This window comes from Saccharopolyspora taberi (assembly GCF_039534165.1).
In the GTDB taxonomy this organism is placed as follows: domain Bacteria; phylum Actinomycetota; class Actinomycetes; order Mycobacteriales; family Pseudonocardiaceae; genus Saccharopolyspora_D; species Saccharopolyspora_D taberi.
On the sequence record NZ_BAAAUX010000005.1, the window covers coordinates 215,584 to 237,911 of the forward strand.

General features: G+C 71.4%; 19 protein-coding genes. 16 read left to right on the forward strand and 3 right to left on the reverse strand.

The features are described from left to right. The 4 genes from ABD691_RS05645 to ABD691_RS05660 form a co-directional block, all read left to right on the forward strand. Positions 1–2,998 (forward strand): pyruvate carboxylase (locus tag ABD691_RS05645; RefSeq protein WP_344678328.1); only part of this gene is annotated, 2,998 nt, incomplete at its 5' end. 201 nt (positions 2,999–3,199) lie between these two features. Beyond that, positions 3,200–3,730, forward strand: a complete 531-nt coding sequence (locus tag ABD691_RS05650; protein WP_344678329.1) for a hypothetical protein — start codon at positions 3,200–3,202, stop codon at positions 3,728–3,730. 86 nt (positions 3,731–3,816) lie between these two features. Further along, positions 3,817–4,446 carry a TetR/AcrR family transcriptional regulator gene (locus tag ABD691_RS05655; protein ID WP_344678330.1) on the forward strand — a complete coding sequence of 210 codons (630 nt, stop codon included), beginning with the start codon at positions 3,817–3,819 and terminating at the stop codon, positions 4,444–4,446. After that, positions 4,443–5,981, forward strand: coding sequence for a glycosyltransferase family 39 protein (locus ABD691_RS05660; protein WP_344678331.1), 1,539 nt, complete (start codon positions 4,443–4,445; stop codon positions 5,979–5,981). The genes ABD691_RS05655 and ABD691_RS05660 overlap by 4 nt, the downstream gene beginning before the upstream one ends. A gap of 93 nt (positions 5,982–6,074) precedes the next feature. On the opposite strand, the gene ABD691_RS05665 is transcribed toward ABD691_RS05660, so the two are convergent. Then, the gene (locus ABD691_RS05665; RefSeq protein ID WP_344678332.1) at positions 6,075–8,153 is read right to left on the reverse strand and encodes a HelD family protein; all 2,079 of its coding nucleotides are present in this window, start codon (positions 8,151–8,153) and stop codon (positions 6,075–6,077) included. A gap of 283 nt (positions 8,154–8,436) precedes the next feature. Here ABD691_RS05665 and rsmD point away from each other — a divergent pair, with 283 nt between their 5' ends. The 4 genes from rsmD to ABD691_RS05685 all read left to right on the forward strand — a co-directional run bounded on the left by rsmD (position 8,437) and on the right by ABD691_RS05685 (position 11,117). After that, complete coding sequence (rsmD, locus tag ABD691_RS05670) at positions 8,437–8,997, forward strand: 16S rRNA (guanine(966)-N(2))-methyltransferase RsmD (RefSeq protein WP_344678334.1); 561 nt, start codon at positions 8,437–8,439, stop codon at positions 8,995–8,997. Between the two features lie 95 nt (positions 8,998–9,092). After that, a complete protein-coding gene (gene coaD / locus ABD691_RS05675) occupies positions 9,093–9,575 on the forward strand; it encodes a pantetheine-phosphate adenylyltransferase (RefSeq protein ID WP_344678335.1) in 483 nt (160 codons plus the stop codon). Positions 9,576–9,674: 99 nt separating this feature from the next. Beyond that, positions 9,675–10,115 (forward strand): guanyl-specific ribonuclease, encoded by a 441-nt coding sequence (locus tag ABD691_RS05680; RefSeq protein WP_344678336.1) that lies wholly within the window; start codon positions 9,675–9,677, stop codon positions 10,113–10,115. A gap of 255 nt (positions 10,116–10,370) precedes the next feature. Beyond that, positions 10,371–11,117 carry a DivIVA domain-containing protein gene (locus tag ABD691_RS05685; RefSeq protein WP_344678337.1) on the forward strand — a complete coding sequence of 249 codons (747 nt, stop codon included), beginning with the start codon at positions 10,371–10,373 and terminating at the stop codon, positions 11,115–11,117. Positions 11,118–11,168: 51 nt separating this feature from the next. Here ABD691_RS05685 and ABD691_RS05690 read toward each other — a convergent pair whose 3' ends face one another. Then, the gene (locus tag ABD691_RS05690) at positions 11,169–11,999 is read right to left on the reverse strand and encodes an SAM-dependent methyltransferase (RefSeq protein ID WP_344678339.1); all 831 of its coding nucleotides are present in this window, start codon (positions 11,997–11,999) and stop codon (positions 11,169–11,171) included. Between the two features lie 252 nt (positions 12,000–12,251). On the opposite strand from ABD691_RS05690, the gene ABD691_RS05695 reads away from it, so the two are divergent. The 8 genes from ABD691_RS05695 to ABD691_RS05730 all read left to right on the forward strand — a co-directional run bounded on the left by ABD691_RS05695 (position 12,252) and on the right by ABD691_RS05730 (position 20,187). Continuing rightward, positions 12,252–12,845 carry a YceD family protein gene (locus ABD691_RS05695; RefSeq protein ID WP_425564981.1) on the forward strand — a complete coding sequence of 198 codons (594 nt, stop codon included), beginning with the start codon at positions 12,252–12,254 and terminating at the stop codon, positions 12,843–12,845. 2 nt (positions 12,846–12,847) lie between these two features. Next, on the forward strand, positions 12,848–13,030 hold the full coding sequence (gene rpmF / locus ABD691_RS05700) for a 50S ribosomal protein L32 (protein WP_344678341.1): 183 nt from the start codon (positions 12,848–12,850) through the stop codon (positions 13,028–13,030). Between the two features lie 14 nt (positions 13,031–13,044). Further along, positions 13,045–13,800, forward strand: a complete 756-nt coding sequence (gene rnc / locus ABD691_RS05705; RefSeq protein WP_425564982.1) for a ribonuclease III — start codon at positions 13,045–13,047, stop codon at positions 13,798–13,800. A 5-nt stretch (positions 13,801–13,805) separates the two neighbouring features. Next, positions 13,806–14,693, forward strand: a complete 888-nt coding sequence (gene mutM / locus ABD691_RS05710; RefSeq protein WP_344678342.1) for a bifunctional DNA-formamidopyrimidine glycosylase/DNA-(apurinic or apyrimidinic site) lyase — start codon at positions 13,806–13,808, stop codon at positions 14,691–14,693. Positions 14,694–14,832: 139 nt separating this feature from the next. Further along, complete coding sequence (locus ABD691_RS05715; RefSeq protein ID WP_344678343.1) at positions 14,833–16,071, forward strand: bifunctional glycosyltransferase family 2/GtrA family protein; 1,239 nt, start codon at positions 14,833–14,835, stop codon at positions 16,069–16,071. After that, a complete protein-coding gene (locus ABD691_RS05720; protein ID WP_344678344.1) occupies positions 16,068–18,065 on the forward strand; it encodes an ArnT family glycosyltransferase in 1,998 nt (665 codons plus the stop codon). Before ABD691_RS05715 ends, ABD691_RS05720 begins: the two co-directional genes overlap by 4 nt. After that, positions 18,062–18,775, forward strand: a complete 714-nt coding sequence (locus ABD691_RS05725) for a response regulator transcription factor (protein WP_344678345.1) — start codon at positions 18,062–18,064, stop codon at positions 18,773–18,775. Before ABD691_RS05720 ends, ABD691_RS05725 begins: the two co-directional genes overlap by 4 nt. After that, entirely contained in the window at positions 18,772–20,187 is a 1,416-nt protein-coding gene (locus ABD691_RS05730; protein ID WP_344678346.1) for a sensor histidine kinase, read from the forward strand. Before ABD691_RS05725 ends, ABD691_RS05730 begins: the two co-directional genes overlap by 4 nt. 220 nt (positions 20,188–20,407) lie before the next feature. Here ABD691_RS05730 and asnB read toward each other — a convergent pair whose 3' ends face one another. Continuing rightward, positions 20,408–22,243, reverse strand: a complete 1,836-nt coding sequence (asnB, locus tag ABD691_RS05735; protein WP_344678347.1) for an asparagine synthase (glutamine-hydrolyzing) — start codon at positions 22,241–22,243, stop codon at positions 20,408–20,410. Positions 22,244–22,328 lie beyond the last annotated feature (85 nt).

Below are 22,328 nucleotides of genomic sequence, written 5' to 3' on the forward strand. Positions count from 1 at the left end.
GGGCGTACCGGTGCTGGACTCGTCGGCGCCCTCCAGCGACATCGAGGCGCTGCTGGCCGCGGCCGAGGACATGGACTTCCCGGTGTTCGTCAAGGCCGTCGCCGGTGGCGGTGGCCGCGGCATGCGCCGGGTCAACGAGCCGAAGGCGCTGCGCGAGGCGCTGGAAGCCGCGATGCGCGAGGCCGAGTCGGCCTTCGGCGACCCGACGGTGTTCCTGGAGCAGGCCGTGGTCAACCCGCGGCACATCGAGGTGCAGATCCTCGCCGACGCCGCGGGCAACGTGGTCCACCTGTTCGAGCGGGACTGCTCGGTGCAGCGCCGCCACCAGAAGGTCATCGAGATCGCCCCCGCGCCCAACCTCGACCCCGAGCTGCGGGAGCGGATCTGCAACGACGCGGTCGCCTTCGCCCGCAGGATCGGCTACGTCAACGCCGGGACCGTCGAGTTCCTGGTCGACGAGCGGGGCAGGCACGTGTTCATCGAGATGAACCCGCGCATCCAGGTCGAGCACACCGTCACCGAGGAGGTCACCGACGCCGACCTCGTGCAGTCGCAGCTGCGCATCGCGGCCGGTGAGACCCTCGAAGACCTCGGCATGACCCAGGAGTCGATCCGCCTGCGCGGTGCGGCGTTGCAGTGTCGGATCACCACCGAGGACCCGGCCAACGGGTTCCGCCCGGACACCGGCATGATCAGCGCTTACCGCTCGCCGGGCGGCGCGGGCATCCGGCTCGACGGCGGCACCGCGTTCGCGGGCACCAGCGTCAGCGCGCACTTCGACTCGATGCTGGTCAAGCTCTCCTGCCGGGGCCGCGACTTCAGCACCGCGGTGGCCAGGGCCCGGCGCGCGGTCGCCGAGTTCCGCATCCGCGGCGTCGCCACGAACATCCCGTTCCTCCAGGCGGTGCTGGACGACCCGGACTTCGCCGCGGGCAAGGTGACCACCTCGTTCATCGAGGAGCGCCCGCACCTGCTCACCGCCCGGCACTCCGCCGACCGCGGCACCCGGCTGCTCAACTACCTCGCCGACGTCACGGTCAACCGCCCCAACGGCGAGCGCCCGACCGTGCCGGACCCGGTGTTCAAGCTCCCGGCCGCCGACCTGTCGGTGGAGCCGCCCGCGGGCTCGAAGCAGAAGCTCACCGAGCTCGGCCCGGAGGGCTTCGCCCGCTGGCTGCGCGAGCGCGACGCGGTCGGCGTCACCGACACGACGTTCCGCGACGCGCACCAGTCGCTGCTGGCGACCCGCGTGCGCACCAAGGACCTGCTCGCGGTCGCGCCGCACGTGGCCCGGCTGACGCCGGAGCTGCTGTCGCTGGAGTGCTGGGGCGGCGCGACCTACGACGTGGCGCTGCGCTTCCTGGCCGAGGACCCGTGGGAGCGGCTGGCGAAGCTCCGCGAGGCGGTGCCCAACATCTGCCTGCAGATGCTGCTGCGCGGGCGGAACACCGTCGGTTACACGCCTTACCCGACCGAGGTGACCGAGCACTTCGTGCAGGAGGCCACCGACACCGGCATCGACATCTTCCGGATCTTCGACGCGCTCAACGACGTCGAGCAGATGCGCCCGGCGATCCAGGCGGTGCGCGACACCGGCAGGTCGGTCGCCGAGGTCGCGCTGTGCTACACCGCCGACCTGTCGAACCCGGACGAGAAGCTCTACACGCTGGACTACTACCTGCGGCTGGCCGAGCAGATCGTCGACGCGGGCGCGCACGTGCTGGCGATCAAGGACATGGCGGGCCTGCTGCGCCCGCCTGCCGCGGCGAAGCTGGTCTCGGCGCTGCGCCGGGAGTTCGGCCTGCCGGTGCACCTGCACACCCACGACACCCCGGGCGGGCAGCTGGCCACCTACCTGGCGGCGATCCAGTCCGGCGTGGACGCGGTCGACGGCGCGACCGCGTCGCTGGCGGGCACCACCTCGCAGCCTGCGCTGTCGTCGGTGGTCGCGGCCACCGACCACACCGAGCGCGCCACCGGCCTCGACCTGGAGGCGATCTGCGACCTGGAGCCGTACTGGGAGGCGGTGCGCAAGATCTACCAGCCGTTCGAGGCGGGGCTGGCCTCGCCGACCGGCCGGGTCTACAAGCACGAGATCCCCGGCGGGCAGCTGTCCAACCTGCGCACCCAGGCGGTCGCGCTGGGGCTGGGCAACAAGTTCGAGGAGATCGAGGCGATGTACGCCGCCGCCGACCGGATCCTCGGCAGGCTGGTGAAGGTGACGCCGTCGTCGAAGGTCGTCGGCGACCTGGCGCTGCACCTGGTCGGCGCGGGGGTGGACCCGGCCGACTTCGAGGCGGAGCCGCGCAAGTTCGACATCCCGGACTCGGTCGTCGGGTTCCTCCAGGGCGAGCTGGGCGACCCGCCCGCGGGCTGGCCGGAGCCGTTCCGGACCCGCGCGCTGGAGGGCCGCACCGCCGAGCGCAAGCTCGCGGATCTGTCCGAAGAGGACCGCAAGGGCCTCGCCGAGGACCGCCGCGCCACGCTGAACCGGCTGATGTTCGCCAAGCCCACCAAGGAGTTCACCGAGCACCGCGCGGCCTACGGCGACACCTCGCTCCTGCGCAGCAAGGACTTCTTCTACGGGCTTCGCCCGGGGGAGGAGTTCCCGGTGGACCTGGAGCCGGGCGTGCGGCTGCTGATCGGGCTGGAGGCGATCAGCGAGCCCGACGAGCGCGGCATCCGCACCGTGATGGCGATCCTGAACGGGCAGCTGCGCCCGATCCAGGTGCGCGACCGCTCGGTGGCCTCGGACCTGCCGGTGGCCGAGAAGGCCGACCGGTCCAACCCCGGTCACGTGCCCGCGCCGTTCGCCGGCGTAGTGACGCTGTCGGTGGGCGAGGGCGACCCGATCGAGGCCGGTCAGACCATCGCGACGATCGAGGCGATGAAGATGGAGGCCGCGATCACCGCCCCGCAGGCGGGCACCGTCAAGCGCGTCGCGATCGGCGGCGTCCAGCAGGTCGAGGGCGGTGACCTGATCATCGAGCTCGGCTGAGCTCCGCTCCGGCGCCGGAAGTCTTCGGACTTCCGGCGCTTTTGCGTTGGGTGGGGGCGGCGTCGGCCGCTCGCGGCCGGCGAGGGCCGCAACGCACCCGCGCCGAGCCCGCCGGAGGAAACGGCCTGCCCGCCCGTGGCAACCGCCCGGTCGTCGTGGACGTGTTCACGGCGACCGAACCGCGGAAGCGAGGGGGAAGCCATGAACGGGATCTGGTTCCGCGCAGCTCTGCTCAGCGCGTGCGCGCTCGTGCTCACCGGCGGCGCCGTGTCGGCCGGGGAAGCCGGGAAAGCCGAGAAAGCCGGCGGAGTGCGCGATGTGGATTGGCACAACAGCGAGTTCTCGGTGCCGCCGGTCGGTTCCTGCCCGTGGCAGCAGGTGCGCTTCGCGGCCGGGGCGGGGGAGACGGCCGAGCACGTTTACCGGTTCGCGCCGGACCGCGACATCGTGTTCGCCGACGTCACCGGCGAGGGCGTCGAGGACGCGCTGATCGTCATGCAGTGCGGCCCGCGCGACGCCGAGTACTCGACCGCGCTGATCGCCATGACCGCCGACGCCGCTCCGCTGGGCACGGTGTCGAACCCGGGCGTGTGGACGCGCCAGCCCGCGGACTTCACCGTCTGGTACGGCGACATCGCGGTGCGGGTCACCGACTTCGACACCGGCGAGGGCTGGACCGAGTACTACCGCTGGGCTTCCTCCGCGAAGGCGTTCGTGCGCGTCGACGGGTAGCGGCCAGAACCGAGAGCACCCCCGATGACCTGGATCTTCGGGGGTGCTCTTGCACGTCTTCTGGCCAGTCGGGTTAAAATCTGGCCATGCGGTCAGATTTTGAGCCAGGTGGACAAGAGGGTCGTTCGTTCATCGGCGAGGCGCGGCGGGAGCAGATCAAGAAGGCGGCGGTCGACACGATCGTCGAGCTCGGCTACGCCAAGGCCTCGCTGGCTCAGATCGCGCGGCGGGCGGGGATCAGCAAGGGGGTGATCTCGTACCACTTCGCGGGCAAGGACGAGCTCATGGAGAAGCTGGTCGTCGAGTTCTACGTGGCCGGCGCGCACTTCATGATCCCGTTCCTGGAGGCCGAGAAGACCGCCCGGGGCGTGCTGCACCGCTACATCGAGAAGAACGTCGAGTACATCGCCGCCAACCGCGCCGGAATCCTCGCGGTCGGCGACATCATCCTCAACTTCCGCGACAGCGACGGATCGCTGCACTTCAAGCCCGAGGGCCACGACGACCTCGTCGCGTCCGTCGCCGGAATCCTGCGCGACGGCCAGGAGAAGGGCGAGTTCGGCGACTTCGACCCGGTGGTCGTCGCCACCTCGCTGCGCGCGTCCATCGACATGGTCTCCCAGGCGCTGGCGCGGGATCCCGACCTCGACACCGAGCACTACGCACGCGAACTCGTGCGGATCTTCGACCGGGCCACCAGAAAGGACCCGACATGACCACCGCGGTCACCGCCGCGCCGGAGCAGCAGCAGCGGCGCGACTTACCCGAACCCTTCGCGAAACTCCCCGTCCTGCTGGTCGCGGGGCTCTGCGGCGCGATCCTGCTCGCGTTCAGCGGACGCTACGGCTACTTCGGCGACGAGCTCTACTTCGTCTCCGCCGGCCACCGGCTGGACTGGGGCTACGCCGACCAGCCGCCCGCGGTCCCGCTGCTCGCGCTGCTGATGGACACCATCGCGCCGGACTCGCTCGTGGCGCTGCGGATCCCGTCGATCCTCGCCATCGCCGCGGGCGCGGTCTTCGCCGCGCTGATCGCCCGCGAGCTCGGCGGCGACCGCCGGGCGCAGACCATGACGGCGGGCGCGCACTCGCTGGCGTTCCTCACCATCGGCACCACCCTGGCCACGCCGGTCTTCGACGTCTTCTGCTGGACGGTGCTCAGCTGGGTGCTCGTGCGCTGGGTGCGCACCCGCGCCGACGGACTGCTCGTGTGGGCGGGCGTGGTCACCGCCGCCGGGGTGCAGGTCAAGTTCCAGATCGTCGTGCTGGTCCTGATGCTGCTGATCGCCGCGCTGGTCTTCGGCCCGCGCGACCTGCTGAAGCGGCCGATGCTCTGGCTCGGCGCGCTGATCGCGATCGCCACGACCGTGCCGACCCTGCTGTGGCAGGCCGCCAACGGCTGGCCGCAGCTGGAGATGAGCGAGGCGGTCGCGGCCGAGGTCGCCTACATGGGACCGGCGCTCAACTTCGGACTGATGATCGCCGGGCTGGGCATCGGCGTCGGCATCGTGCTCGGCTGCTACGGCTGGTGGCGGCTGCTCGCCGCGCCGGACATGCGCGCGTACCGATTCCTGGGCTGGGCGGCGATCGGAGTGGTCGTGTTCTTCGTCGCCATGAGCGGGCGTTCCTACTACGCCAGCGGCGTGTTCCCCGTGCTGTGGGCGGCCGGCGCGGTCGGCTTCCAGCGCAGGCGGGAACTCAAGCGGGCGAACGGGAAGCGGACCTGGAGCTGGGTCGTCTGGCCCGCCTTCGCGCTCTCGGCGCTCGCCTCGCTCAACGGGCTGCCGCTGAAACCGTTGGAGTCGTTCGCCGGGAAACCGTTCAGCATCACCGAGTTCCTCTACCTCGGCCAGATCGGCTGGCCGCAGATGGTCGACTCGGTCGCGGAGGTCTACCGGACGCTGCCGCCCGAGCAGCAGCGATCCGCGGCGATCGTGAGCTACGACTACTGGATGGCCAGCGCGGTCGACAACTACGGCCCGGAGCGGGGACTGCCCGGTTCCTACAGCGGTGGCCGCGGTTTCCACTTCTTCGGCGCCCCGCCGGAGGAAGCCACCACGATCGTCTACCTCGGGCCGCCGACTCCCGCGCTGGAGCGCCACTTCTCCGACCTCCGCCGGGTCGGCGCGGTGGACAACGGGATGAACATCCAGACCATGAACCAGGGAATGCCGATCTTCGTCGCGACCGGCCGGGACGCCCCTTGGGAGCAGATCTGGCCGGAGTTCCTGATGATCAACATGATCGGCTGACCCCGGTGCGCGCCCGGCCGGACCGCTCCGGCCGGGCCTGGTCGACAGCGGTCGCCGAGAGCGGCGGCCCGGGATCGTTCCCCGAGCCGCGCCTCACGACCCCGGCTTGAGCACGGTCAGCAGCTGCGTGGCGCGGCTGAGCGCGACGTAGAGCGCGCGGCGTCCGGTGGAGGACTCGGAGATCAGCTCGTCCGGGTCGATCAGCAGCACCGCGTCGTACTCCATGCCCTTGGCCTCCAGGCTGCCCACCACCCGAAGCCGGTCGGACTCCACAGTGGACAACCAGTCCCGGACCTCGCCCCGCCGCGCCATCGTGGTGATCACGCCGACCGTGCCCTCCGCCGCGTCCAGCAGCTCCGACGCCGCGGTCCGCGCGGCCTCCGGCCACTGCCGCACCTCGCGCACCACCGGCTCGATCCCGGTCGTGCGCACCGCGTTCGGCAGGTCGCCTGCGTCGACGACGCCGCGCACCGCGTCCGCGGCGACCTCGAAGATCTCCGCGGAGTTGCGGTAGTTCGTGCGCAGCGTGAACCGGCGGTGCGTGCGCGCCGAGCTCAACGCCTCCTGCCGGGCCCGAGCGGCCTCGTCCGGATCCGGCCACGAGGACTGCACCGGGTCGCCGACGATCGTCCAGCTCGCGTGCCTGCCCCGCCTGCCGACCATCCGCCACTGCATCGGCGAGAGGTCCTGCGACTCGTCGACCACGACGTGCGAGTACTCGTCGTAGTTGTCCGGCCGCTGGTAGGGCTGCTCGGCCGTGCGATCGGCCCAGGTGGTCAGCTCCCGCGAGTCCGCCCGCGCCCGCCGCCGCTTCGGCAGCGAGCCCGCCAGCACCCGAAGCTCGTCGATCAGCGCCACGTCGGCGACGGTCCACTGCTCGACCTCGGCCCACGACTTGGCCAGCAGGCCGATCTCCTCCGCCGACAGCGCCCGCCGCGCGGCCCGCGCGAGCCTGCTCGGGTCGGACAGCCAGCGCAGCACCTGCATCGGGTACAGCGGCGGCCACCAGGTGACCAGGAACCGGTGGAACTCGATGCGCTCGCCGATCTCGGTGATCAGCTGCTCGCGGTCCGGCTTGAAGTCCGCGTCGGCGAACTGCTTGGCCTTGTTCCACAACGCTTCCAGCAGCGCGTCGGCCGCCCGCATCCGGGACCGGTTCGGCGGCGCGCCCTTGGAGTGCAGCCTGCGGCGGATCCGCTTGAGGTCGTCGGCCTGCAGCTTGAGCACCACGCCGCGGTAGAACATGCGCAGCTCGTCCGGGGCGTCCGGCGGCGGCAGCCGCAGCGCGCGCCGCAGCACCTGGACCATCCGGGACGAGCCCTTGACCTCGGCGGTGCGCGGGTCGTCGATCCCGGTCGCCGACAGGTCGTCCAGCACCTCGCCCAGCGCCCGCAGCTCCACGTTGTGCTCGCCCATCGACGGCAGCACCCGCGAGATGTAGGACATGAACACCGGCGACGGCCCGACCACCAGCACCCCGGCCCCGCCCAGCCTGCGCTGGTCCCGGTACAGCAGGTACGCCGCGCGGTGCAGCGCCACCGCGGTCTTGCCGGTCCCCGGCCCGCCGGTGATCTCGGTGACCCCGCCCTCCGGCGCGCGGATCGCGTCGTCCTGCTCCTTCTGGATGGTGGCGACGATGTTGCGCATCGAGTCGCCGCGGGCCCGGCTCAGCGACGCCATCAGCGCGCCGTCACCGATCACCCGCATGTCCTCCGGCGCCCGCTCCGGGTCGAGCAGGTCGTCGGAGATGTCGACCACGGTCTCCCGCGACGACCGGATCACCCGGCGCCGCACCACGCCGCGCGGTTCCTCCGGCGTCGCCTGGTAGAACGCCGATGCCAGCGGCGCCCGCCAGTCCACCAGCAGGTTGTCGAACTGCGGGTCGCGGATGCCCAGCCGCCCGACGTGCACGGCGTCCCCGTCGGCGAAGTCCAGCCGCCCGAACACCAGACCCTCGGCCTCGGCGTCGAGCGCCTGCAGCGTGCGGTTGGCGTGGTGCACCATCACGTCCCGCTCGTACAGCGCCTCCGGCGTGGCCTCCTGGCCGTGCTCGTAGCTCTTGGCGCGCATCGCCTCGGCCTCGCTGCGCAGCTCCCCGAGCCTGGCGTAGACCCGGTCCACGTGCCGCTGCTCGATCGCGATCTCGGCTTGCCTGACCGACGTTTCCGACACCTGTTCCGCTCCCCGTCTCCCGTCTGGGCAGACCAAGAAGATTACGGCCCCGGCCTGCGGCGGGGCAGGTGCGGCCGGTGTCTTCCGGCGCCGGGGGCGGGGCGTAATCTGACGGGTAATTCGAAGGCCGTCCACGATCCGCCGGCCACGATCCGCCGGCCACGATTCCCGGCCGCAATTCGCTGGCCACGATCCGCCGCCCACGATCGGCCGGCCACAGTCCGCCGGCCGCAATCCCCGGCCGCAATCCAAGGTCACCAAGCGCATGCGCGACGATGGTCGGGTGACACGGATCGTGGCCGGTAGCGTCGGCGGACGCCGGATCGAGGTTCCTCCGCGCGGCACCAGACCCACCTCGGAACGAGTGCGCGAAGCGCTGTTCAGCGCCCTGGAGTCGGCGGTCGAACTGCCCGGGGCGCGGGTTCTCGACCTCTACGCCGGTTCCGGCGCGCTCGGGCTTGAGGCCCTTTCGCGCGGAGCCGCGCACGCCACGTTCGTCGAGTCCGACCGCCGCGCCGCGCAGCTGCTCCGCCGCAACGCGGGCGCGCTCGGCTTCCGCGACGTCCGCGTCGAGCAGGCGAAGGCCGAGACCGTGCTCGCCTCCCCGGCGGCCGAGCCCTTCGACGTGGTGCTCGCCGACCCGCCCTACGACGTCGACGACGAGCGGCTCGGGCAGGTGCTGCGGTCGCTGGTCGCCAACGGCTGGACCGCGCCGGAGGGCCTGGTCGTCGTCGAGCGCGCGGTCCGCAGCGGCGACCCCGACTGGCCCGCGGAGCTGCACGCGCTGCGCACCAGGCGCTACGGAGACACCGCCGTGCACTGGGCGGCCCGCGAAGGCGCCTGATCCCGTTTCGAGCCGGGTCTGTTTCGATCACGCTCCCGGTGACCGAGGCCACGTGTCCGGGGGCGGAATTCCCAGATGCTGCTACCGTCCGCCACATGAGGCGAGCCGTGTGTCCAGGTTCCTACGATCCGGTTACCAACGGCCATCTGGACATCATCGAGCGGGCCGCCGGCCTGTTCGACGAGGTCGTCGTCGCGGTGCTGATCAACAAGAACAAGAAGAGCCTGTTCAGCGTCGACGAACGGCTCGAAATGCTGCGCGAGGTCACCGCGCAGTGGCCGAACGTGCGCATCGACTCCTGGCACGGCCTGCTGGTCGACTACTGCAAGGCGCACGGGATCGGCGCGATCGTCAAGGGCCTGCGCGCGGTCAGCGACTTCGACTACGAGCTGCAGATGGCGCAGATGAACCAGCGGCTCTCCGGCGTCGAGACGCTTTTCATGTCGACCAACCCGCTCTACAGCTTCCTGGCCAGCTCGCTGGTCAAGGAGGTCGCGACCTACGGCGGGGACGTGTCGAACCTGCTGCCGCCCAAGATCGAACAGCGCCTGCTGGAGCGCCTCGCCGAGCAGCAGTGACACCTTCCGGTGAAGAATTCACCACACGGGTGACTCCGGGGTTTCGTGTTCACGCCAACTTCAGTACGTGATCACGTTCTCCGGTTAGCGTCACCGGGCATGAGGCAGATCACGAAGTCGAACGCAGTCAGGACCTTCCTCGCCGGTCTGATCGCGGTGGTGGGTCTGCTCGGGTTCCAGGCCGGGGCCGCGCAGGCCCTGACCGTCGCCCCGCAGGCGCCCGCCGTCGCGCAGGCCCCGTGCGGTGACACCTCCGGATTCGAGCAGGTCGACCTGTCGCAGCTGCCGCCGGAGGCGAAGGAGACCTACGACCTGATCCAGCAGGGCGGCCCCTACCCGTACCCGCAGGACGGCACCACCTTCCAGAACCGGGAGGGCATCCTGCCGGACTGCGAGGAGGGCTACTACAAGGAGTACACCGTCGAGACCCCCGGCAGCGACGACCGCGGCGCCCGCCGCTTCGTCGTCGGCGAGGGCGGCGAGTACTTCTACACCGAGGACCACTACGAGAGCTTCAAGCTGACCAACGTGAACGCTTGACCGGTGGCTTGCGCGGCTTGAAAGGGAGTCGCCTGCAGCTCGGTGGAATCGCGCGGATCCCGGACGGGGTCCGCGCGATTCCGCTTTCGAGGACACGCGGGCACGGGTCCAGATGCGGCGGCCGGACACGGCGGAGGGGCAGACTGGTAGCCAGGTGGGACAGACCCGTGATCATCCGTTCCGGGTGTTTCTGGAAAGCTTGGAATTCCGGAGAGCTTGGGATTCGGGGCAGGCTACGACTGCAGGGAGATCGAGGTGTACCGGGTGTTCGAGGCGCTCGACGAGCTGGTCACGATCGTCGAGGAAGCGCGGGGTGTGCCGATGACCTCGGGGTGCGTGGTGCCCAGGGGTGACGTGCTGGAACTGCTCGACGACGTGCGGGACGCGATTCCGTCCGAGCTCGATGACGCCCAGGACGTGCTCGACCACCGCGACGACGTGGTGCAGAAGGCCGAGACCGAGGCGCAGCGCACGCTGGGCGAAGCGCGCGCCGAGGCCGACCGGACGGTCTCCGAGGCGCGGGCACAGGCCGAGCAGCTGCTCGCCGAGGCGCGCGAGCGCGCCGACCAGCTGGTCGGCGAGGCGCAGGCCGAGGCCGAGCAGACCGTGACCAGCGGGCGCCGGGAGTACGAGGACTACGTGGGCCGCGCCCAGTCCGAGGCCGACCGGATGGTCCAGGCCGGGCGGGCCGCCTACGAGCAGTCGGTGCACGAGGGCAAGTCCGAGCAGGCCCGGCTGGTGTCGGAGACCGAGGTCGTGCAGGCGGCCGAGAGCGAGTCGAAGCGGATCGTCGCCGAGGCCAACGACGACGCCGAGCGGCTGCGCGGCGAGTGCGACGCCTACGTCGACGCCCGGCTCGCCGACTTCGAGGACCTGCTCAGCCGCACGCTCCGCACTGTCGGCAAGGGCCGCCAGCAGCTGCGCAGCCCGGTCGGCGCGCCCTACGACTACGACGAGTGGAAGCCCGGCCGCACGGGCGCGGGCCGCAACGGCGAGCACTGACCCCGATCTCGAAAGCCCCCGCATTCCTCGGGATGCGGGGGCTTTTCCTGGTCAGGACTGTCCGATGTGGTCGGTTGATGCCCGCGCCGCGCGCTGCGGCTTGCGGCCCACGGCTGCCCAGATCTTGGTCCGCTCCGGGGGGTGCACGACCTCGTGCGGCTCGGAGCGCCATTCCGAGGTGTAGACGACCCCCGGCGGCACCAGCTCGAAGCCCTCGAACAGCGCGTCCGCCTGGGACCGGGGCCGGTAGGTGACCGGCTCGCTGGTCTCGGCGAAGACCTCCTCGACGTCGTGCATCTGCTCCGGCAGGTGCTCCGAGGTCAGGTGGCTGATCGCCAGGAAGCTCCCCGGCGCGAGCCTGGACCGGTAGCGCTCCAGCAGTTCGGCCACGCCCGCGTCGGGGACCCAGTGCAGCACCGCGACCATCATCAGCGCGACCGGCTGCGACAGGTCGAGCAGCCGCCGGGTCTCCGGCGCCTCGAAGATCGCCTCGGGGTCGCGCAGGTCGGCCTGCACGATCGCGGCGTTGGGGTTCTCGCGAAGCAGCCTGCGGGTGTGGGCGACCGCCACCGGCTCGTTGTCGACGTAGACCACCCGCGCCGACGGGTTCAGCTGGTGCGCGGCCTCGTGCACGTTGCCCACCGTCGGGATGCCTGAGCCGAGGTCGAGGAACTGCGTGATGCCCTGCCGGAGGCAGTACTGCACCGCGCGGCGCAGGAAGGCGCGGTTGGACGACACCACCAGCCGGGCGTCCGGGTCGACCTCCAGCAGCTTCTCGAACTGCTCCCGGTCGGCCTGGAAGTTGTGGTGCCCGCCGAGCCCGTAGTCGTAGATCCGGGCCGGGTTGGGCAGGTCGCTGTTCGAGGAGTCCGGTTCGGGCATGATCTCTCCGCTGTCTCGGGAACACCGCGCGTCATCGTGCTCCGCTCCGTCCGCGAACGCGATGGGCGCCGACAAATCCGCAGGTCAACCGGGGTGTCGGGGTGATTTCCGTCGAACGGGGCGGGTCGCGTACCCTGGAAAAGCTGGCTGTGGAGGATTCGTCGCCGAAGGAAATCGTCGCCGAAGCAGATCCCAGCCGCCGAAACCCCCAAGCAAGACAACCCTTCAGTCGAAGACCACTCGAAACCTGTGATGTCTCAGAAACACGATGCCGGACGCTCCGCGCGAGCGGAGGGAACCGCTCACGTCGGTCCCTGGGTGATCGACACCCGGGAGATCGGGCACCGGGCGGGGCTCAGCCGTGCCTACACGCGCCGCGCGCCTGCTCCGGCCGGCTTCGGCCTCGACATGATCAGGGTGCCGGAGGGCGAGCCGGTGGAGCTCGACCTGCTGGCGGAGTCGGTGGTGGAGGGCGTGCTGGTCTCCGGCACCGCTGCCGCGACGCTGGCCGGCGAGTGCGTGCGCTGCCTGGACCCGGTCACCGAGGAGATCGAGGTCGAGGTGCGCGAGCTGTTCGCCTACCCGGACAGCGCCACGGACACCAGCACCGATGAAGACGAGGTCGAACGGGTCGTCGACGACCTGATCGACCTGGAACCGGTGGTGCGGGACGCGATGCTGCTGTCGCTTCCCTCCGCACCGCTGTGCTCGCCGGACTGCCAGGGGCTGTGCTCCGGGTGCGGCGCCAAGTGGGCCGAACTCGCCCCCGATCACACGCATGAGACCATTGATCCTCGCTGGGCCGCGCTTCGTGAGCGGTTCGGCGGGACCGAGGAGGAGAACTAGTCGTGGCCGTCCCGAAGCGCAAGATGTCCCGGGCCAACACCCGTCACCGCCGTTCGCAGTGGAAGGCGTCGGCGCCGACGCTGGTGCAGTGCTCGAACCGCGCCTGCCGCGAGCCGAAGCTGCCGCACGTCGCCTGCCCGTCCTGCGGTCAGTACGACGGCCGCCAGGTCGTCGAGCCCGCCTGATCGGCGGCTACCCAGTGGGGGGAAAGCAGTCACGGACCCGGATCGTGGACCGGGGCCCGCTGATGGAGGCGCTCGGCGTCGAACTCGACGCCGAGCTGCTCACCCTCGCCCTCACGCACCGCTCGTACGCCTACGAGAACGGTGGCCTGCCGCCGAACGAGCGGCTGGAGTTCCTCGGCGACGCGGTGCTGGGCCTGGTGATCACCGATCGGCTCTACAACGAGCACCCCGACCTGCCGGAGGGGCAGCTCGCGAAGCTGCGCGCCAGCGTGGTCAACATGCACGCGCTGGCCGGTGTCGCCCGCGCGCTGGGTGACGGCGGTCTCGGTGAGTACCTGCTGCTCGGACGCGGTGAAGAACTGACGGGTGGACGGGACAAGGCGAGCATCCTCGCCGACGGTCTGGAGGCCGTGCTCGGCGCGATCTACCTCCAGCACGGCATCGACGTCGCCCGCACCGTGATCCACCACCTGTTCCAGCCGCTGCTGACCGAGGCCCCGCAGCGGGGCGCCGGTCTGGACTGGAAGACGAGCCTGCAGGAACTGACCGCTGCCGCCGCGCTCGGCGTGCCGGAGTACCGGGTCGAGGAGCAGGGCCCGGACCACCGCAAGGAGTTCAGCGCCTTCGTCGCGGTCGCGGGCGAGACGCTGGGCAAGGGCGACGGCCGGACCAAGAAGGAAGCCGAGCAGAAGGCCGCCGAGGCGGCCTGGCGCAGGCTGTCCGAGCAGGTCAAGCAGGCCGCGGAGGACAACGACGAGGGCTCGGCCTAACCGGCGTGCCCGAGCTCCCCGAGGTCGAGGTCGTCCGGCGCGGAGTCGCCGAGCACGCCGTCGGCCGCACCGTTTCCAGGGTCGAGGTCCTGCACCCGCGTTCGGTCCGCAGGCACGTGCCCGGCCCGGACGACTTCGCCGCCCGCCTCGTCGGGCGCTGCCTGACCGCGGCCCGGCGCCGCGGCAAGTACCTGTGGGTGGAGCTGGGCGACGGTCCCGACGACGTCGCCGCCGGTGAGGCGATGCTCGCGCACCTGGGGATGAGCGGTCAGCTGCTGGTGCAGCCCGAGTACGCACCGGACGAGACGCACCTGCGGGTGCGGTTCCGGTTCGACGACGGCGGCCCGCAGCTGCGGTTCGTCGACCAGCGCACCTTCGGCGGGCTCAGCCTGACCGAGCTCGACGAGGTCGACGGCATCGCGGTCCCCAAGCCGATCGCGCACATCGCGCCGGACCCGCTGGAGCGGGTGTTCGACCTCGAATCCGCGGTGGCCCGGATGCGCGCGAAGCGCACCGGCGTCAAGCGCGCGCTGCTCGACCAGACCCTGGTCTCCGGGGTCGGCAACATCTACGCCGACGAGGCGCTGTGGCGCGCGAAGCTGCACTGGGCGCGGCCGACGGCGACGCTGACCCGGCCGCAGGTCCGCGCGTTGTTCGCGGCGACGGTCGAGGTCATGCAGGCCGCGCTGACCGCGGGCGGCACCTCGTTCGACGCGCTCTACGTCAACGTCAACGGCGAGTCCGGCTACTTCGACCGCTCGCTCGCGGTGTACGGGCAGGCGGGCGAGCCGTGCCCGAGGTGCGGCGCGACCGTGCGCCGGGACGCGTTCATGAACCGCTCGTCCTACAGCTGCCCGGTCTGCCAGCCCAGGCCGCGCAAGCCGCACTGGTGATCCGCTGCGTTTGATTTCCCGGGGTTTGATCCGCTGGTTTTGATTCCCAGGAATTTCCCATTTTCCGCCCACGGTACTCGCACCTCGATCCGGCTTGATGGGTTCCGACCCAGGAGGCCGGAAAGCGAGGTGGTCAGGGATGGACGTCCTGCCGAGGGTGTCCGCGCGGCGGGAACCGGTGGTGACGGCGACCGTCGACGTGGTGATCCCGGTGTTCAACGAGGAGCGCTCGTTGCCCGGGTGCCTGGAGGTGCTGCGGGAGCACCTGCGCGCGCACTTCCCGTTCGACTGGTCGATCACGGTGGTCGACAACGCCAGCACCGACGGCACGCTGCGCGTCGCGCACGAGCTGGCCGAGTCGATCGACCGGGTCCGGGTGCTGCACCTGGACCGCAAGGGCCGCGGGCTCGCGCTGCGCACCGCGTGGGGGTACAGCGACGCAGACGTGGTCGTCTACATGGACGTCGACCTGTCGACGGGCCTCGACGCGCTGCTGCCGCTGGTCGCACCGCTGGTCAACGGGCACTCCGACCTGGCGGTGGGGTCCCGGCTGGCGCCGGGTTCCCGGACCGTGCGGGGCGGCAAGCGGGAGCTGATCTCCCGCGGCTACAACCGGATCGTCCGCTGGACCCACGGTTCGCGGATCTCCGACGCGCAGTGCGGCTTCAAGGCCGCGCGCACCGACGTTGTGCGCCCGCTGCTCGCGCACGTGCGTGACGACAGCTGGTTCTTCGACACCGAACTGCTTCTGCTGGCCGAGCACAACGGGCTTCGGGTGCACGAGGTCCCGGTGGACTGGGTGGAGGACGTCGACACCCGCGTCAACGTCGTGCGGACCGCCAGGGACGACATCGCCGGCCTGGTCCGGGTGGCGCGGGCGAAGCTGACCGGTGCGGCGACCGTGCCCGGCCTGCCCGCCCGGCCTGCTCCGCGCGCCGCGCATCCGCAGGCGGTGCTGGCCAGGCCGGAGACCGGGCTGCTGTGGCAGCTGGTGTCGTTCGGCCTGATCGGTGCTGTGTCCACTGTGGTCACAACTGCCCTGTACGCGGTGCTGCGGACGTGGTGGCCGCCGCTGCTGGCGAACCTGGTCGCGCTCGTCGCGACGACGTTGTGGAACACCGAGGCCAACCGGCGGCTGACCTTCCTGGACCGCTCGGGGCCGTCGAAGCGGGTCCAGCTGCAAGGGCTGATCGTCTTCGCCGTCTACTACGCCGTCACGTCCGGGGCGCTGCTCTGGCTGCAGGCCTGGCAGCCGGATTCTCCGCGCTGGCTGGAGATCGTGGTGCTCGTCGCGTCGTCGATCGCCGGGACGGCGCTGCGCTTCGCCCTGCTCCGCTCGTGGGTCTTCCGGCCCGCCACCGACGAAGGAAAATCATGACGAAACGTTGGCCGCTGGCCGCGATCTGCGGTCTGGCCGCACTGCTCTACGGCTGGGCGATCGGCGGAACCTGGGGGAACTCGTACTACACCGCCGCGGTGAAGTCGATGTCGCGCAGCTTCGAGAACTTCTTCTTCGGCGCCTTCGACCCGGCGGGCGTGATCACCGTCGACAAGCCGCCGATGGCGTTGTGGGTGCAGGTCGTGTCGGTGAAGCTGTTCGGCTTCAACCAGTTCGCCGTGCTGTTCCCGCAGGCGCTGGCCGGGGTGGCGGCGGTTTTCCTGCTGCACCGGACCGTGCGCAGGTGGGCGGGCGAGCACGCGGCGCTGCTGGCCGCGCTGATCATGGCGCTCACCCCGATCACGGTGGTGATCAACCGGGACAACAACCCCGACACCCTGCTGGTCCTGCTGGTGGTCGCGGCGGCGTACGCGGTGACCAGGGCGATGGAGGCCGAGCGCGCGACCGGATGGCTCGCGCTGGCGGCGTTCCTGATCGGCTGCGGCTTCCTGACGAAGATGTTGCAGGCGTGGATGGTTCTTCCCGCGTTCGTGGCGGCGTACCTGGCCGGGCGGCGGGATTCCTGGGGACGGCGGCTGGTCGACCTCGCCGTCGCGGCGGGCGTGCTGCTCGTCAGCTCGTTCTGGTGGGTGGTCGCGACGGCGTTGTGGCCGTCGCCGAAACCGTTCATCGGCGGCAGCGCCGACGGTTCCGCGTGGGATCTCGTGTTCGGCTACAACGGTTTCGGCCGGATCCTGGGCGGCGAGGGCAACGGCGGCATGCCCGGTGGTGGCGGCGGGTTCTCCGGGGAATCCGGGGTTCTGCGGCTGTTCAACGACCAGCTCGGCGGACAGATCAGCTGGTTGCTGCCGTTGTGCGCGCTGGTGCTGGTCGCGGCCGTTCGGCGGGACGGGCTCGGCGGCTGGGTGCTGTGGGGCGGCTGGCTGGTCGTCGTCGGGGTGATGTTCAGCTTCGCCCAGGGCACGATGCACCCGTACTACACGACGATGCTCGCGCCCGCGGTCAGCGCGGTCGCCGCGGCGGGGCTGGTGCGCTTCTGGCGCTGGTACCGGGAATCCGAGGGCTGGAGGTGGGTCCTGCTCCCGGTCGCCGTCGTGGTGACGGTGGCGTGGGCGTTCGCCCTCGTCGCCCGCGATCTGACCTGGCACGCGTGGATCGGTTACGGCGCGGTGGCCCTGGCCGTCCTCGGGGTCGGCGCGCTGCTGCTCGGGCGGCGGTGGAAGGTGCTCATGCGGTCCGGTCTGGCGCTGGGGCTCGCGGCGGTGCTGGCCGTGCCCGGCGGGTGGGCCGCGATGGGCGCGGTCACGGCGCAGACCGGGATGGGCGGGGGGAACCCGACCGCCGGACCGCAGAGCAGCCAGCGCATGGCCGGCCGGCCGGTGGAGATGGGCTCACCGCCCGGCGGCGAGGGGCAGTTCGGCCCGGGCGGGTCGGATCAGTCCGGCCCGGGCGATGGGGATCAGTCCGGCCCCGGCGCGGGGCAGTTCGGTCCGGGTGGCGGGGATCAGCTCGGCCCGGGCGATGGGGATCAGTCCGGCCCCGGCGCGGATCAGCTCGGTCCGGGTGGCGGGGATCAGCCCGGCCCAGGTGGCCTGGTTCTGTTCGGCCCGGGCGGTCCGGGCCAGTTCGGCGCGCAGCAGCGGGAAGTCCTGGACCGCGTGGTCGCCGAGGCCGGTGATCGCCGGATCCCGCTGGCGGTCGAGGGCGGCGCGATGGTCGCGTCCTCCTACCTGATCAACTCCGACGTGACCGTCGTCGGCATGGGCGGTTTCACCGGCAGCGACGACGCTCCCTCGGTGCGGCAGCTCACCGAGTGGAAGCAGGCCGGTGAGCTGGGGTTCGTCCTGCTCGGCAACGGTCCGGGCCGGATGCCCGGCCGCGGTGGCGAGAGCAGCCTGCGGGAGGCGTGGGTGAAGCAGAACTGCACGCAGGCCGGTGACCAGCTGTACTCCTGCATGGAGACCGGAGGATGAGAGATCCTGGTCAGGTGCCGGAATCCAAGGTGCTGGTCGTCGACGACGAGCCCAACATCCTCGAACTGCTCACCGCCGCGCTGCGGCTGAGCGGCTTCGAGGTGCGCGGCGCGGCGACCGGCGGGGAAGCGCTGCGCGCGGCGGCGGAGTTCCACCCGGACATCGTCGTGCTCGACGTGATGCTGCCCGACCAGGACGGGTTCGCGGTGGCGCGGCGGCTCCGCGAGGACGGCGACTGGGTGCCGGTGCTGTTCCTGACGGCCCGCGACGCGGTGGAGGACCGCATCGCGGGCCTGACCGCGGGCGGCGACGACTACGTCACCAAGCCGTTCAGCCTCGACGAGGTCGTGCTGCGGCTGCGGGCGATCCTGCGCCGGGTCCGGCCGGTGCCCGAGCCGGACTCGCTGCTGCGCTACCACGACCTGGAGCTGGACGAGGACAGCTACGAGGTGCGCCGGGGCGGGCGACTGGTCGGGCTGTCGCCGACCGAGTTCAAGCTGCTGCGGTACCTGCTGATCAACGCCGAGAAGGTGGTCAGCCGCGGGCAGATCCTGGACCGGGTGTGGAACTACGAGTTCGGCGGCGACACCCGGATCGTCGAGTCCTACATCAGCTACCTGCGCCGCAAGATCGACGTGACCGCGCCGCCGCTGATCCACACCATCCGCGGTGTCGGCTACGTGCTGCGGATGCCGAGGGACGCGGGGTGAGGCCCCGCACGCTGCGCGGGCGGCTGCTGCTGGTGCTGCTCGCGGTGACCGTCGCGGGCCTGGTGGTCATGGGGATCACCAGCGTCGCGCTGCTGGAGCGGTCGCTGGTCGCCCGGACCGACGACAAGCTGGCGGACCTGGCGAGGCCGTGGATCGAAGGACTCAGGCCGCCGCCGGAACCGCCGTTCCCGGCGCCGCCGCCGCACGAACTGCCGACCGACTTCCGCGTGACGTTCTTCGACTTCCGGGGGGCGCCGACCGGCGGGATGCTCGGCCAGTCCGAAGGGGACACCAGCGGGCCGCTGCTGCGCGACCCCGGCCCGGCGCTGGGGACGGTGCCGGACCGGGCGGGCGGCGCGGACTGGCGGGTCCGGACGCTGCACCTGCCGGACGGGCGCACGATCGTCCTGGCGCTGTCGCTGCGCAGCGTGGACACGGCGGTCCGGGAGCTGATGACGATCGAGCTGGTGGTCGGCGCGGTGGTGCTGGCCGTGCTGGTCGGGACGGCCGCCGTCACGGTGCGGCTGGGACTGCGCCCGCTCACCCGGATCGAGGACACCGCGGACGCGATCGCCGCGGGCGAGCTGGACCGGCGGGTCCCGGACGAGGACCCGCGCACGGAGGCGGGCAGGCTCGGGCTCGCGCTGAACACGATGCTGGGCAGGCTCGCGGCGGCGATGCGCGAACGGGAGCGCTCCGAGCAGCGGATGCGCAGCTTCGTCGCCGACGCCTCGCACGAGCTGCGCACGCCGCTGACCTCCATCCGCGGCTTCGCGGAGCTGTACCGGCGCAGCGACCGGCACCCCGAGGAGGACGTCCGCCGGATGATGGCGCGCATCGAGGCGGAGTCGGCGCGGATGGGCTCGCTGGTCGAGGACCTGCTGCTGCTCGCGCGCCTGGACCGGGAACGCACCGTCGACCTGACCGAAGTGGACCTGGTGCCGCTGGTGCACGACGTCGTCCACGACGCGGCGGTGCGCGATCCGGGGCGGGCGGTGGAGTTCGACGCGCCGGACCGCGCGGTCCGGGTGCTGGGCGACGGGCCGCGTCTGCGGCAGGTCCTGACGAACCTGGTCACGAATGCCTTGGTGCACACCGAACCCGGGACTCCGGTGACGATCAGCGTCGGCTGGGGCGCGGTGTCGTCCGACGTCCTGGCCGCCGCGGGCGCGTCGGTGGCGGAGGGGACGCGCATGGGTTCCGTGGAGGTCGCCGACTCCGGCCCGGGCATCGCGCGCGAGGAGGCGCACCGGGTGTTCGACCGCTTCTACCGGGCGCGCGACCGGCCCGGCGGCAGCGGGCTGGGGCTGGCGATCACCGCGGCGATCGCCGAGGCGCACAACGGGCGGGTGGAGCTGACCGCGAACCCGGCGGGCGGCAGCACTTTCCGGCTGCTCATCCCGCCGGGCTGACCCGAATTTCCCTTGCGGGGCGGGGGAAGCAACTATCGTCCTCAAGCGGCGCAGCCGCTGAGCCCACGCACGCAACCGGCACCGCCGCGGGTTCCCAGGTGTTCGCTGGCAAGGACAGCTTTTTCCGTCGTATTGGACTTCCGAAGCGGCAGGATCGCTTCGGTACCGCAGCCAGCGGACGCCTGAGGTTCCGCCAAGCGACCACCCACGCAGGGCGGGCTCACACCTTCAACGTCGGCTTGTGCACGTCGAACCACACGGACACGTCGAGCAGCCGCTCCATGAAGTACCGGACCCCGGTGTTCACGGCCTCCGGCCCGATGTCCATCACCTGCTGCAACGCGCCCGCGTCGAGCACCGACAGCGCCGGGTCCTGCGCGCGCACCAGCTCGGCGGCCTGGTCGAACAGCTTCCTGCCGTACGCCGGGTCCTGTGTGGACGGATACGGGCTCTTCACCCGCTCCACCACCGACCTCGGCAGGGTGTCGGCGGCGGCGTGCCGCAGCAGGCTCTTCTCCCTGCCGTCGAAGGTCTTGAGCGCCCACGGGGCGTTGAAGACGTACTCCACCAGCCGGTGGTCGCAGAACGGCACCCGGACCTCCAGGCCCACCGCCATGCTCATCCGGTCCTTGCGGTCGAGCAGGGTCCGCACGAACCGGGTCAGGTGCAGGTGGCTCATGACCCGCATCCGGCGCTCGAAGTCGCCCTCGCCGGGCAGCTGGGGCACCCCGGCCAGCGCGGTCTCGTAGCTGTCGGCCACGAACCGGTCGACGTCCAGGGCGGACCGCAGCTCGGGCGAGAGCATGTCGGCGACCGACCCGCCCTGGCCGCGGGCGTTGGCCAGCCACGGGAAGGTGTGCGCCTGCTGCACCTCCGGGTCGTGGAACCAGCGGTAGCCGCCGAAGACCTCGTCGGCCGACTCGCCGGACAGCGCGACCGTCGAGTGCTCGCGGATGGCCTTGAACAGCAGGTAGAGCGACTGGTCCATGTCCCCCAGGCCCACCGGCACGTCCCGGGCGGTGACCGCGGCCCGGCGCACGGCGGGGTCGGCCAGCGTCGTGGGGTCGAGCACGATGTCCTGGTGCAGCGACCCGACGTGCTGGGCGACGTCGTGGACGTACGGGCCGTCCGGGGTGTCGCGCAGCGGATCGGGCACGAAGTTCTCGGTCTGGCCGAGGAAATCCACCGAGAAGCTGCGGACCTTCTCGCCGGCCCGGCCGAGCTGCTGGCCGGCGAGCGCGGTGATGGCGCTGGAGTCGAGGCCGCCGGAGAGCAGCACGCAGCGCGGCACGTCGGAGATCAGCTGCCGGGCGACGATGTCGTCGAGCAGCTCCCGGACCCGGGCGACGGTGGTCTCCCGGTCGTCGGTGTGCTCGGCGGCCTCCAGCTGCCAGTAGGTGTGCTCGCGCAGCCCGCCGCGGTCGACGGTCACGATCGTGCCCGGAACGACCTCGCGCATCCCCGCCCACACTGCCTGGCCGGGGGTCTTGGTCATGGCGAACATCTCGCGCAGCCCGTCGGCGTCGACGACCTTCTCGGCCAGCGGGTTGGCCAGGATCGCCTTGGGCTCGGAGCCGAACAGGACCCCGTGCTCGGTGGGGTAGTAGTACAGCGGCTTGACGCCCATCCGGTCGCGGACGAGCAGCAGCTGCTCGGTGCGGGAGTCCCAGACGGCGAAGGCGTACATGCCGTTGAGGTGTTCGGCGACCGCCGGGCCCCACTCCAGGTAGCCCTGCAGGACCACCTCGGTGTCGCTGTCGGTGTCGAACTTCCGGCCGCGGCGGCGCAGTTCGTCGCGCAGCTCGGTGAAGTTGTACGCCTCACCGCTGTAGACCATCGCCACCGGGCCGTCCGGGGTGTCGGCCGCCATCGGCTGCGCGCCGCCGGGCAGGTCGATGATCGCCAGCCTCCGGTGGCCGAGCGCGGCGCGCGGCCGCACCCAGGTCCCGGCCGCGTCCGGTCCCCGGCAGGCCATGGTGTGGCACATCGCGTCGATGACGGGCTGTTCGCGGGTGAGATCGCGCTGGAAGTCGATCCAGCCGGAGATTCCGCACATGAGGGCTCCGATTTCGGTGGGTTCGACCAGATGCCATTTCATTAGCAACGTTAACTAGATTGTTGCATGCTGGAAACCTTGTAAC